This window comes from Actinoallomurus vinaceus (assembly GCF_039542055.1).
Lineage (GTDB): Bacteria > Actinomycetota > Actinomycetes > Streptosporangiales > Streptosporangiaceae > Actinoallomurus > Actinoallomurus vinaceus.
Genome location: NZ_BAABHK010000003.1, coordinates 492,974 through 505,668 on the forward strand (window position 1 = coordinate 492,974; position 12,695 = coordinate 505,668).

At 72.2% G+C, this 12,695-nt stretch carries 10 protein-coding genes; 4 read left to right on the forward strand and 6 right to left on the reverse strand.

Features of this window, described 5'->3' with window-relative positions; genetic code table 11:
* Positions 1-38 precede the first annotated feature (38 nt).
* From ABEA24_RS13245 to ABEA24_RS13260, 4 genes are all read left to right on the forward strand, one after another.
* Positions 39-1,247, forward strand: a complete 1,209-nt coding sequence (locus tag ABEA24_RS13245) for an RNA-guided endonuclease InsQ/TnpB family protein (RefSeq protein WP_345431054.1) — start codon at positions 39-41, stop codon at positions 1,245-1,247.
* A gap of 262 nt (positions 1,248-1,509) precedes the next feature.
* On the forward strand, positions 1,510-2,199 hold the full coding sequence (locus tag ABEA24_RS13250; RefSeq protein ID WP_345431055.1) for an ABC transporter ATP-binding protein: 690 nt from the start codon (positions 1,510-1,512) through the stop codon (positions 2,197-2,199).
* Complete coding sequence (locus ABEA24_RS13255; protein ID WP_345431056.1) at positions 2,196-4,553, forward strand: FtsX-like permease family protein; 2,358 nt, start codon at positions 2,196-2,198, stop codon at positions 4,551-4,553. The genes ABEA24_RS13250 and ABEA24_RS13255 overlap by 4 nt, the downstream gene beginning before the upstream one ends.
* Positions 4,554-4,818: 265 nt before the next feature.
* Positions 4,819-5,640, forward strand: a complete 822-nt coding sequence (locus ABEA24_RS13260; RefSeq protein WP_345431057.1) for a glycerophosphodiester phosphodiesterase — start codon at positions 4,819-4,821, stop codon at positions 5,638-5,640.
* A 50-nt stretch (positions 5,641-5,690) separates the two neighbouring features.
* Here ABEA24_RS13260 and ABEA24_RS13265 read toward each other — a convergent pair whose 3' ends face one another.
* The 6 genes from ABEA24_RS13265 to ABEA24_RS13290 all read right to left on the reverse strand — a co-directional run bounded on the left by ABEA24_RS13265 (position 5,691) and on the right by ABEA24_RS13290 (position 12,500).
* On the reverse strand, positions 5,691-6,386 hold the full coding sequence (locus ABEA24_RS13265) for a protein phosphatase 2C domain-containing protein (protein WP_345431058.1): 696 nt from the start codon (positions 6,384-6,386) through the stop codon (positions 5,691-5,693).
* Between the two features lie 123 nt (positions 6,387-6,509).
* Positions 6,510-7,124, reverse strand: a complete 615-nt coding sequence (gene coaE, locus ABEA24_RS13270; protein ID WP_345431059.1) for a dephospho-CoA kinase — start codon at positions 7,122-7,124, stop codon at positions 6,510-6,512.
* 14 nt (positions 7,125-7,138) lie between these two features.
* Positions 7,139-7,624 carry a GNAT family N-acetyltransferase gene (locus ABEA24_RS13275; RefSeq protein ID WP_345431060.1) on the reverse strand — a complete coding sequence of 162 codons (486 nt, stop codon included), beginning with the start codon at positions 7,622-7,624 and terminating at the stop codon, positions 7,139-7,141.
* 5 nt (positions 7,625-7,629) lie between these two features.
* Positions 7,630-9,636 carry an endonuclease/exonuclease/phosphatase family protein gene (locus ABEA24_RS13280; protein ID WP_345431061.1) on the reverse strand — a complete coding sequence of 669 codons (2,007 nt, stop codon included), beginning with the start codon at positions 9,634-9,636 and terminating at the stop codon, positions 7,630-7,632.
* A gap of 42 nt (positions 9,637-9,678) precedes the next feature.
* Entirely contained in the window at positions 9,679-11,148 is a 1,470-nt protein-coding gene (gene rpsA, locus ABEA24_RS13285) for a 30S ribosomal protein S1 (protein ID WP_345431062.1), read from the reverse strand.
* 206 nt (positions 11,149-11,354) lie between these two features.
* The gene (locus ABEA24_RS13290) at positions 11,355-12,500 is read right to left on the reverse strand and encodes a polysaccharide deacetylase family protein (RefSeq protein ID WP_345431063.1); all 1,146 of its coding nucleotides are present in this window, start codon (positions 12,498-12,500) and stop codon (positions 11,355-11,357) included.
* Between the last annotated feature and the right edge of the window lie 195 nt (positions 12,501-12,695).

Genomic DNA, 12,695 nt, shown 5'->3' on the forward strand with positions numbered 1-12,695 from the left:
GCTTTACGCATACGTACGTGGCCTGTAAGGTCGCGGCCATGCGGACGGCGTACAAGTGCCGGGCCTACCCGGACCCCGAACAAGCGGCGGTGTTCAGCCGCACGTTCGGGTGTGTGCGCCTGGTGTGGAACAAGACCCTCGCCGAACGCCACGCCGCGTATCACCAGCGAGGCGGAAAAACCTCCTACAAGCAGACCGACGCCGCGTTGACCGGGTGGAAGAAGACCGAGGACCTGGCGTTTCTGTCCGAGGTGTCGTCGGTTCCGTTGCAGCAGACGCTGCGGCATCAGCACGCGGCGTTCGCGAACTTCTTCGCCGGCCGCGCCAAATACCCCCGGTTCAAGAACCGCAACTCCCGGCAGACCGCGCACTACACCCGCTCGGCGTTCCGCATGAAGGACGGCGAGCTGTACATGGCCAAGACGAGAGCGCCGCTGAGGTTCGTGTGGTCCTTCGACGACGTCGAAGTGTCCACGCTCAACCCCACCATGGTCGTCATCTCCCGGGATCCGGACGGCCGCTGGTACGTGACGTTCGCCGTCGACACCGACGCCCCTGACCCCATGGACAGTGCCGGGCATGCGATCGGCGTCGATCTGGGCGTGAAGGACTTCGCGGTCACCTCGGACGGGGAGCGCATCGCCAACCCCCGGCATCTGGAGCGCAAGGCCCGCAATCTCGCCCGCTACCAGCGGCGGATGGCCCGCCGCGAGCGTGGGAGTATGAACCGGCGCAAGGCCAAGGCCAAGGTCGCCCGCGCCCACCGCAAGATCCGCAACGCCCGCGCCGACTTCCTGCACCGCACCAGCACCAATCTGGTCCGCAGGGCCGACATCATCGTGATCGAAGGCCTCGCGGTGAAGAACATGGTCAAGAACCGCAGGCTGGCGCGCGTCATCAGCGACGCCGGATGGGGCGAGTTCCGCAGACAGCTCGAATACAAGGCCGAACGCGCCGGACGTACCGTCGTGGTCATCGACCGCTGGTACCCCTCCTCCAAAACCTGCTCCGCCTGCGGGCACCTGCTCACCGAGCTCAGCCTTTCCACCCGGCACTGGACGTGCCCCACCTGCCGCACCCGGCACGACCGGGACATCAACGCGGCCAAGAACATCCTTGCGGCTGGTCGAGCCGTAGCCGGGGAGACCCCTGGCGATGCCTGTGGAGCTGGTGTCAGACGGCAAGGGCTCTCCCTTCCGCAGTCGGCGCTGAAACAGGAAACCCGCGCCGCGAGGCGCCCGGCCTAAGCCGGATCGGCCGCAAGGCCGACGGGACTCCCCCTCCTCCAAGAGGGGGAGGAAGTCAACGGCCAAGTGTCGCAAGCGCCCCGACCTGCCACATCCGCCCGCGTGATGAGCGGCTCCGGACGGCGGCGTACATCGCAGTGATGACCCGCCGCCTCGTCCCCCTCGCGGAGGACCGGAATTCGTCACGACTGCCGACGCGCCGGGAGCGGAGCCGCTCTTAGCGTCGGGTCGCGTCGAAACCGACCCGATCCCTGGAGTGCCCGTGAGCGCGCCGATCATCGAGATCCACGACGTGAGCAAGAGATATGACGCGGGACGGCCGGCGTTGGCCGGCCTGAGCCTGGAGGTGAGCGCCGGTGAGGCGCTGGCCGTACTCGGCCCGTCGGGCAGCGGCAAGTCGACCCTGCTCAACCTGGTCGCCGGGCTGGACAAGCCCAGCGAGGGCGGCGTCACCGTGGACGGCGTCCGCGTCGACGCGCTGAGCGAGGCCGCCCTCGCGAGGTACCGGCGGGAACGCATCGGCATGGTCTTCCAGTTCTTCAACCTCCTGGACGACCTGACCGTCGAGGACAACGTGCTGCTGCCGGCCCAGCTGGCCGGCATGCCGCGCGGGAAGGCCCGCGCCCGTACGGCCGAGCTGCTCGAACACCTCGGCATCGCGCGGCACGCCCGTGCCTTCCCCGGCCGGCTGTCCGGCGGGGAGCGCCAGCGCGTCGCGGTCGCCCGGGCGCTCATGAACCGCCCTCCGCTGCTGCTGGCCGACGAGCCGACCGGCGCGCTGGACACCTCGTCCGCCGCCGACGTCAGGGAACTGCTGGTCGATCTCAACCGAAGCGGGCAGACGATCCTGCTGGTCACGCACGACACCGCGCTCGCCGCCTCCTGCGCGACCAGGACCATCGAACTCGTCGACGGCAGGATCGCCCGCGACGTCCGGGCGGTGGCCAAATGAGCGCTCTGGGCAAGGTCGTGCGCGCGGGCGTCGGACGGCGCCGGGTCCAGACCGTGGTGATGGCGCTGACCACGATGCTGGCGGTCACGGCGTCGGTGCTGGGCGCCGGTCTCCTCGTGGCGTCGCAGGCACCGTTCGACCACGCCTTCGCCAGGCAGAAGGGCGCGCACCTGACCGCGCAGTTCGACGGATCCAAGGTCACCGCCGCGCGGGTCGCGGCCACCGCGCACGTCTCCGGCGTGACGGCCGCCGCCGGGCCGTTCCCCGTCCTCACCCTGCGCCCGAAGGCCGGCCGGAACCGATTCGGCATCCCGGCGAACGACCCGCTGCCGCCCATGACGATCGTCGGCCGCGCCGCCCCCGGCGGACCGGTCGACGACGTCGACCTCGCCGCCGGCCGATGGGTCACCGGGCCAGGACAGATCGTGATGAACGAGGGCGGCGTGCCCTTCGACATCGGGGACCAGATGACGTTCCCCGACCTGCCGGGCGGCCCGACGCTGACCGTCGTCGGGGTGGCCAAGTCGGTGGGCGCGAGCGCCGAGGCCTGGGTGTCCCCGGCACAGCTCGCGGCGTTGACCGCGCCCGGCAGCACCCCCGCCCACCAGATGCTCTACCGCTTCACCAAGGCCGCCACCGACGCCCAGGTCGCCGCCGACCGCTCCGCGATCGCCGCCGCCGTGCCGCCGGGGTCGATGACCGGCGCCGCGTCCTACCTGAAGATCAAGCTGGCCGCGAGCCGCACCTCGGCGACGTTCGTGCCGTTCGTCGTCGCCTTCGCGGTGCTCGGCCTGTTCATGTCGGTCCTGGTCATCGGGATCGTGGTCAGCGGCGCCGTAAGCGCCGCGACCCGGCGTATCGGAATCCTGAAGTCCCTCGGCTTCACCCCGGCACAGGTCGTACGCGCCTACGTCGCGCAGGCGCTGATCCCCGCGACCGTCGGCACCGTCCTCGGCGTCCTCTTCGGCAACCTGTTGTCGATCCCGGTCATGGGCGAGGCGGAACGCGCGTACGGGACCGGGACGCTGACGGTCGCCCCGTGGATCGACGTCGTGGTCCCCGCCGCCGCTCTCGCCGCGGTCGCCGCCACGGCGCTGGCGCCCGCGCTGCGCGCCGGACGGCTGCGGACCGTCGAGGCGATCGCCGTCGGCCGCACTCCGCGTGCCGGGCGCGGGCGCGCGATCCGGCGCCTCCTCGGCCGGCTGCCGCTGCCGCGCCCGGTGAGCCTCTGCCTGGCCACCCCCTTCTCCCGGCCCGCACGGTCGGCGACGATCGCCACCGCCGTGGCACTCGGCACGATCGGCGTCACCTTCGGCGTCGGCCTCACCATGTCCCTCAGCGCCATCCAGGACGGCCTCAACCGCCGGACGCCCGGCGCGGTCGTGGTCCACGCCGCCCCTCCGCCCGGTGCCGGCGCGCCCCAGGTGGCGGACGCCGACGCGATCGCGGCGAAGATCCGTGCGCAACCGGGGACCCGGCGATTCTTCAGGTCGGGCCAGACCCGGGTCGGCGTGGCCGGACTCGCCGGCGCGACGACCGTGATCGCCTTTCAGGGCGACTCGTCCTGGGGCTCGTACCAGATGGTCTCCGGCTCCTGGTTCAGCGGCCCCGGACAGGCGGTGGTCCCCTCCGGGTTCCTGAACGCCACCGGAACGCACATCGGGGACACCGTCACCCTGACCGGCGGCGGCCGCACCGCCCCGGTACGGATCGTCGGCGAGGCCCTCGACCTGCATGAGGAAGGTATGACCGTCCTGACCGACGAGGCGTCCCTGGCCGGCCTCGGCGTCCCTGTCGACCCTCCCTCGATCGAGTTCGCCGTCGACCTCCGGCCGGGAACCGGTACTCAGGCGTACCTGAGCTCCCTCAACACCGCCCTGCGCCCGCTCGGCGTCACCGCCCAGGCGAACTCCGGCGAGGTGAGCGGCGTGGTCGTCGCGATGGACACGCTGGCCGCGATCCTCGCGCTGATGCTGGTCGCCGTCGCCGGTCTCGGCGTCCTCAACACGGTCGTGCTCGACACCCGCGAACGCGTCCACGACCTCGGGGTGCTCAAGGCACTGGGCATGGCACCTCGCCAGACGCTCACGATGGTCGTCACGTCGGTCGCCGGGATCGGCCTGCTCGCCGGCGCGCTCGGGGTCCCGGTCGGCGTCGCGCTGCACGACTACGTGCTGCCGGTCATGGGCCGCGCCGCGGGTACGAGGTTCCCGGCGGCGGACATCGCCGTGTACGACCTGCCCGTGCTGGCCCCGCTCCTCCTGGGCGGCCTGGTGCTCGCGACGGCGGGCGCGCTCCTGCCGGCCGGCTGGGCCGCCCGGACTCGCACCGCCACGGCGCTGCGCACCGAATAGAGGTGCCGTCGACCGGGTCACCCTGCCGGCGACACCTCGAACAGGGGGTGTCGCCGGCAGGGCGGGCGCACACTGACGATCAGCATCGAGGCCGATCCGCGCCGGTGATCGTCAGTGGCGGCATGCCCGGCATCGCGGTCGTATGGGCTCGTCGTTACCGAATGTCAACATGAGTGTCATCTCGGAAACATGGCGTTCTCGCCCGGCGGTCCCTCCGGCGGAGCATGATCATTGCGGAGCCCACCCCCGTCGCCGAAGGATGCCCATGGCCGCACGCCTCGCCGTCGTCACCCTCGCCTCGGCAGTCCCCCTCGCACTCACCGGCACCGCCTCCGCCGCCACGACGGTCGCGGACGTCGGGCACCGGGGCGCGTCCGCGTACGCGCCGGAGAACACCCTCGCCTCGTTCCGGCTGGCCAAGACCAGGCACGCGGACTACTTCGAGCTCGACGTCCAGCAGACCAAGGACCACAAGCTGGTCATCATGCACGACGCGACGCTCAGCCGGACCACCAACATCGAGAAGGTCTACCCGCACGGGTCGCCGTGGCGGGTCCGCGACTACACGCTCAAGCAGATCAAGCGGCTCGACGCGGGCTCGTGGTTCTCGTCCAAGTACAAGGGCGAACGGGTGCCGACCCTGGACGAGACCCTGAACGCCATGCAGGGCAAGCTCAAGCTCCTCCTGGAGATCAAGAACCCGTCCCTGTACCCCGGCATGACGAGCCGGATCGCGACCGACCTGCGGGCCCACCCGTACTGGCTGGGCACCGGCCGGCTGATCGTGCAGAGCTTCGAATGGTCGTCGCTCAAGACGTTCCACAAGCTGCTGCCCTCGGTGCCGCTCGGCGTGCTCGGCACGCCCACCACCGGGCAACTGCCCGCCGTCGCGAAGTACGCCCGGTACGTCAACCCCACGTACAAGGACGTCACGTCCGGCTACGTGAAGAGCGTGCACAAACGCCACCTGAAGATCTTCGTGTGGATCGTCAACGACCGCACCACGATGCGCCGGATGATCGGCTACGGCGTCAACGGGATCATCACCAACCGCCCGGACACCCTCCGCTCGGTCATCCGCGGTTAGGACCTGTCTCGAACCCCGCCGTCCTACGGACCGGGACTTCGAGACCGGATCTAGGAGAACTCGCAGTAGGCGGCGGTGGCGTCGTCGTGGCGCTTGTTGCGGGGCCAGCGCCGCCCGTGCGGGTCGGAGCGCTCGGCCTCGCGGACCTGCTCGATCAGGGCCGCCGGGCCCCGCTCGGCGAGCGTGGCGAGCGTGCCCGGCCAGTCGGCCAGGCCGAACCGGTCGGCCAGCCGGGTGGCGCCGTCGGTGAGCAGCGCCGCCCGGCGCAGGTCCCCCAGCGGCACGCTCCCGGTCAGCGCCCGCCCCGCGACACGCGGGTCCGCGGCGGCGAACCCACTGCCCTCGGCGGTCAGGGCCGTTATCTCTCCGCCCTGGTCGAGCAGCAGCGTGGAGTCCGACAGCACCAGGTATTCGGCCGCCTCGTCGCGCACGCGCAGCGCGACGACGGTCGTCGCCGGGGTCCAGGGGTGGGACAGGTCGCAGCGGCCGCCGTGCGCGGCCGCCGTCTCGGTGATCGCCTGCGCGAGGGCCGCGGCCGGGCCCTGCCCGTGGTCGAGGAGAGCGGCGAGCAGCCGTGTCGCGAGCTGCCCGACGTACCACGGACGGCCGTGCACGCAGCCCGTCTCCAGGTCCATCGGGATGCTCATGCCGTCCAGCACGACGGCCGCGCCCAGCGCGGTCGCGACGAAGTCCTCGTTCGGCCGCGCCGGACTGCCCTGGTCGGTCGCCCAGGTCACCCGCATCATCGGCGGCTCCCCACGTCGGTACGGTGCATCAACCTCGCGATCGCCCAGATCACCCGCATCGCCGGGCCGTCTCCACGTCGGTACAGCGCGTCGGCCCCGCGATCGCCCGGGTCGTTCGCGCCATTATGGGTCGCCCACCGGCACGCCGGATCGCCGGGTCAGCTCGCCCCACAGCTCGTCGACCTGTGCGGCGAGCCCGTCTAGCGTGCCGGAGTTGTCGATGACCCGGTCGGCGATGGCGAGGCGCTTCTCCCGGGTGGCCTGGGCGGCGATGCGGGCCCGCGCGTCCGCCTCGATCATGCCGCGCGACTCGGTGAGCCGCCGCACCTGCTCCTCGACCGGCGTGTCCACGACCACCACGAGGTCGTACATGCCCGCCAGGCCGTTCTCGGCGATCAGCGGCACGTCGTAGACGACGATCGCGTCCGGCGGCGCCTGCTCGACGAGCTCGCGCATCCGCTCCCCGACGCGCGGGTGCACGATCGCGTTGAGCCGTGCGCGCCGCGCGTCGTCGGCGAACACGATCGAGCCGAGCTTCTCCCGGTCCAGGGAGCCGTCCGCGAGCAGCACGCCCGCGCCGAACTCGGCGACGACCTCGGCCAGGCCGGGCGTGCCCGGCTCGACGACCTCCCGGGCGACGGCGTCGGCGTCGACGATCACCGCGCCGCGCTCCGCCAGCCGCCGGGAGACCTCGCTCTTGCCCGACCCGATGCCTCCGGTCAACCCCACACTCAGCACGCCCGCGAGCGTACTCACTCCCCCGGCGCGGCGGCCAGGAGGGTCTTGCGCATGTGGACGAGCATGAGATGGTCGGCGACCCGCTCCCGGCTCGTCTCGGCGTATCCGAGCCGCCGGTACAGCCGCAGGTTCCCCTCGCTGAGGTGCCCGGTGAACAGCACGCAGGCGTCGGCGCGCCCGGCCACCTCCGCCTCCAGCGCCCGCATCAGCGCCCCGCCGATCCCCCGCCCCTGCTGGTCCGGGGCGACCACGAGCCGGCCGACCAGGCAGGTGCGCTCGTTGAACCGGCCGCGTACGGCCCCGACGATCCGTGCCTCGACGCTCGCCTTGAGGACCACCGACTCGGCGATCATCTTGCGGATCTGGCCGAGGGACTCGACCAGCGGCGGCAGGAACGGGTCGCCGTGCAGCTGCGCCTCGGTGACGTACGCGGCGCGCTGCACGGTGAGGATCTCCCCGGCGTCGTCGACGCCGGCGCGCTCGATCCGGACCCCGTCCACGGCGGTCAGCCCACCACACGGACGGTCGCGGCCACCGGGTAGTGGTCCGAGGCCCGCCGGGAGGAGTCGACCGCGCCGTTGTCGAAGCCGAGGTCGTCGCTGCCGAAAATCCAGTCGACGCGCCCGCCGCCCGTCGTGGTCGGCGGCGGGGAGTCGATGGGGCTGCGCAGGCCGCTCTGCGCGGACAGCCGGTTGAGCTCCGGGCTGCCCGGCCCGGCGCCCATGTCCCCGGCGATGACCGTACGGGGGGCACCGCTCCACAGCTGCAGCAGCTTGACGATCTCGGCCAGCCGGCTCTCGGTGCGGTCGGCGCCCTGCTGGAGCTCGACGGACCACACGTCGGCGGTGCGCCCGCCGCCGGCGTCGATCCGCGCCCAGACGTAGCCAGGGGCCTGCGGGCCCGCGCCCACGGGCAGCCGTCCGGTCCCGGTGGCCTTGACCCGCAGCCGGGTCAGCACCGCGTTGCCGTACTGGTGGTCGGCGGCCGGCCCCCAGACGAGCCGCATCTTCAGCCGCCGGGCCAGCCAGGACGCGACGTCCGCGGTCCCCGACATGGGGCGGCCCCGGCCGACCTCCTGCAGCGCCACGACGTCGGCGTGCTGCGCCTCGATCGCGCGGGCGACCGCCTCCGGGTCCAGCCGTCCGCCGCCGACCGCGTCGTGGACGTTGTACGAGACGAGGCGGAACGTGCCCGGCAGGGACGCCGCGCCGGTCACCGACGGCGCGGTGACCGCGTAGATCACCGGGACGGCCACGAGCACCAGGGCCGCCGCGCCGGCGCCGAGGGCGCGGATCGCCGAACGGGCCGGCAGCGGCCCGCCGCGCGCGGCGGCGATCGTCGACAGCAGCCCGAGGGCGATGCCCGCCAGGCCGGGCAGGACCTTGTTCGGCAGCGGCAGCGGGTGGGTGTAGTGCAGCTGGTACGGCAGGATGACGACCAGGATGCCGAGCCCGCCGAGGGCCGCGCCCAGGTCGATGCGCCACGCCCGGCCGCCGGTGTCGGGGACGCTGACGTCCGGCGCCGGCCCGCCCCGCTCGGCGGGACGGCCGCGGTAGCCGCCGCGCCGCAGCGGCACCCGCGAGGCCACCGCCAGCAGCCACGCCGACAGCACCTGCCCGATCACGACCACCGCGATCGCGACCGCGCCGGTCAGGCCGTACCGGCCGGTGACCGCCGCCGCGCCCACGCCGAGGATCGTCCCGCCGAACACGCACACCCCGCCGGGCACGGCCGCGACGGCCAGGCCCGAGGACAGGAACGCCAGGCTCAGCGCCTGGCCGGCGAGGACGACCGCGCCGGCGACGGCCAGCGGCAGCCCTCCGCTGGAGGACGCGAACGCCGGGCTGGACAGCACGAGGATCTGCAGGGCCAGGAACGGCCCCAGCGCGGCCGCGCCGAGCGCGTCACGCCAGCCGATCACCGGAGCCTCGACCGGCGGCGTGCGCAGCCATCCCACGAGCGCCGCGACGCCGCCCGCGACGACCAGGACGGTGACGGCCCAGGCGGCGACGCCCGGGCGGGAGGGCGGGTCCCACGTGCCGAAGGCCAGCCGCAGCGCGGTGTCGGCGGTGAGCCCGGCGGTCGCCGCGACCGCGAACCCGGTGCCGGACAGGCCGCGCGCCGCCTCGTACAGCGCCGTGACGGCGAGCATCCCGAACACCGTGCCCGCGAAGGCGAGCCACAGCGCCGGCGACAGGGCCTGCATGGCCAGCCGGACCAGCAGCAGCCCCCCGACCCCGGCGACCAGCAGGCCGCGGGGCCCGGTGACCGCCCGGACGGCGGGCGCCAGGACGCCGGCCAGACCGGACAGCAGGATCACCAGGGTGGCGATGACCGCCCCGCCGGACTCGGTGAAGTGCCCGAACGCCGGGAACGCCGCCCGCAGCACCTCGGCGAGCACCGTGACGGTGACCGCGATCAGCGAGATCCGCGAAAGCTCCTGGGGAACGACCGGGGGCCCCGCCGCAACGACGGGACCCCCAGATCGGACGCGTGAGTGAGAATCGACCATGACGTGGTCTTCTAACTCCTCGCCGTTATGCGGTTGTGGGCCTTACTCCTGGCCGCCGGACAGCTTCTCGCGAAGCGCCGCGAGCGCCTCGTCGGAGGCGAGAGCGCCGCCGCCGCCACCTTCGCCGCCCTGAGGCTGCTCGGTGTTGTACGACTGCGGTCCGGCCGCCTCGGCCTCGGCCCGGCGGGCCTCCTCGACCTGCTTCTTGTGGGCGTCGAAGCGGGTGCGGGCCTCGGCGTACTGCCGCTCCCAGGTCTCACGCTGCTCGTCGAAGCCCTCGAGCCAGTCGCCGGTCTCCGAGTCGAAGCCCTCGGGGTACTTGTAGTTCCCCTGCTCGTCGTACTCGGCGGGCATGCCGTAGAGCGTCGGGTCGAACTCCTCGTCGGTGAACGTCCCGCCGGTCTCGTTGGCCTGCTTCAGCGAGAGGCTGATGCGGCGCCGGTCGAGGTCGATGTCGATGATCTTCACGAAGATCTCGTCGCCGACCTGAACGACCTGCTCGGGGATCTCCACGTGGCGCTCGGCCAGCTCGGAGATGTGCACCAGACCCTCGATGCCCTCCTCGACCCGCACGAACGCGCCGAACGGCACCAGCTTGGTGACCCGGCCCGGAACGACCTGGCCGATCTGGTGGGTGCGGGCGAACTGCTGCCAGGGGTCCTCCTGCGTCGCCTTGAGCGACAGCGAGACCCGCTCGCGCTCCATGTCGACGTCGAGGACCTCGACCGTGACCTCCTGGCCCACCTCGACGACCTCGGAGGGGTGGTCGATGTGCTTCCAGGACAGCTCGGAGACGTGCACCAGACCGTCCACGCCGCCGAGGTCGACGAACGCACCGAAGTTGACGATGCTGGACACGACGCCCTTGCGGACCTGGCCCTTCTGCAGGGTGTTGAGGAAGGTCTGGCGGACCTCGCTCTGGGTCTGCTCCAGCCAGGCACGGCGGGACAGGACCACGTTGTTGCGGTTCTTGTCCAGCTCTATGATCTTGGCCTCGAGCTCGCGCCCGACGTACGGCTGAAGGTCGCGGACCCGGCGCATCTCGACGAGCGACGCCGGGAGGAAGCCACGAAGACCGATGTCGAGGATCAGGCCGCCCTTGACGACCTCGATGACGGTGCCGGTGACGATGCCGTCCTCGTCCTTGATCTTCTCGATCGTGCCCCAGGCGCGCTCGTACTGGGCGCGCTTCTTGGACAGGATCAGACGGCCTTCCTTGTCCTCCTTCTGGAGGACGAGGGCCTCGACGTGGTCTCCGACCTTGACGACCTCGTTCGGATCGACATCGTGCTTGATCGAGAGCTCACGCGAGGGGATGACACCCTCGGTCTTGTAGCCGATGTCGAGCAAGACCTCGTCTCGATCGACCTTGACGACAGTGCCTTCGACAATGTCGCCGTCGTTGAAGTACTTGATGGTCTCGTCGATCGCCGCGAGGAAGGCTTCCTCGGACCCGATGTCGTTGACCGCTACCTGCGGGGTAGCCGAGGTGGCCTCGGTGCTGCTCGTCATGTGTGGGATGGCTCCGGGTACGGACATGCGTAGTTGCCTGTGCTGCGCGGAGGGCCAGTTATCCGTCCCTGCCGATGAACCGGCGGCGTGACCATACCGATGTCGACGTGACCGAGCGCGAGCCTGCTCTGTCCGAGGCGCGCGCAGGCCCACAGCGCAGCGATCAGAATATGGGACGTAGCCGGTGAGGTCAATCTCACGGGCGCTCAGTACGGGCACGCACGGTCCGCGAGTCCCCTGGCAAGATAGATCATCTTAGCCTGCGGAAGGGCCACCGTGGCCGGATCACCGTCGGACGTATAACGCTTGTCCGGGTTGCGGGCCAGCCAGTCGAGCCAGGCGATCGAGCAGAACTGCCGACAGTCGTCTTCCCTTATCCGGCCGTCGTCGCGGATCCGCGGGATCTGCCGAGGATCATAGTCCTTCGCGAACGGCGAGTCGGCCGGACGCCACCCCGCGAGGAACATTCCTCGGAAGTCCCACCGGGCTCCGCCCGCCTCACCGTGTTCGGCCCACGCCAGCCGCGCCGGCGCCCCGAAGGGGAAGGCGAACGTCACCGGCGGGACACCCGTGGCGTCCGTGATCATCTTCTGGTCGGTGCCGATCTCCTTGGCCACCTCGCCGTGGCTCATCCCGGTCATGTCCAGGTGGCGGGTGGTGTGGTTGGCGACCTCGTACCCGCGCTGGGCGAGCCACCGCATCGCGCCCGCCGACCGGTCCCCCAGCGCGAACGGGTCGGCGTTGACGAAGAACGTCGCGACCGGGCGGAACCCCGGATGCTCCCGGGCCACCCGCTCGATCACCCCGACCGCCGTGTCCGGCGCCGGATTCCCGGCCGCGTCGAACGCCAGGTGGGTCGGAGAGCCGTCGTCGAAGGTCAGCACCACCGGATGCCGGCCGGCCGGGACGTTCATCCGGCCCGTGGCGAACTCCGCCGCCGTCACCGGCACGTAGCCCTCCGTCGCCAGCCGGCTGAACTCCGCGTACAGCTGCGCGGGCGTGCGGTCCAGCGACACCTTCGGCTTGGTCAGCACCCGGTGGATCATCAGGATCGGGACCTGGCCGACCTCGTTGGCGCCGACGGCGCGTGCCGCCGCGGCCGCCTTCGCGTGGTCGAACGCCGGCCGCGGCGGCGCGGCGGCCGGGCTCGGCGGCGCCACCGCCCGGCGGCCCCGGCCGGTGCCGGCCACCGGCGACGCCGCCGTGTCGGCACGCGAGGCGGCGGCCTCGGAGCCCGCGCGGCGCGCGTTCGCCTCGGGCGTACGGCCGCCGCGCCCGGCCGACGGCAGCAGCAGGCCGACGGCCACCGCGGCGACGATCAGGAAGGCGGCGAGTCGGTGAAGGTGCGGCACGGGTCCCCCCAGGAGTTCGGGCCCACGACGATCTGTGAGACCGTGCGCACCGTTACTTCCCGCTCACTGGATCTTGCAACCGCCCCCGGGGGACCCACCCGAATTCCGTGTAGGGGACGGACCTCTGCGGCACCGCGACGGGCACCGGGCCGCCGCGCAGCGGCCCGGAGCCGTACGCGGCGGACGCCGAGCCGC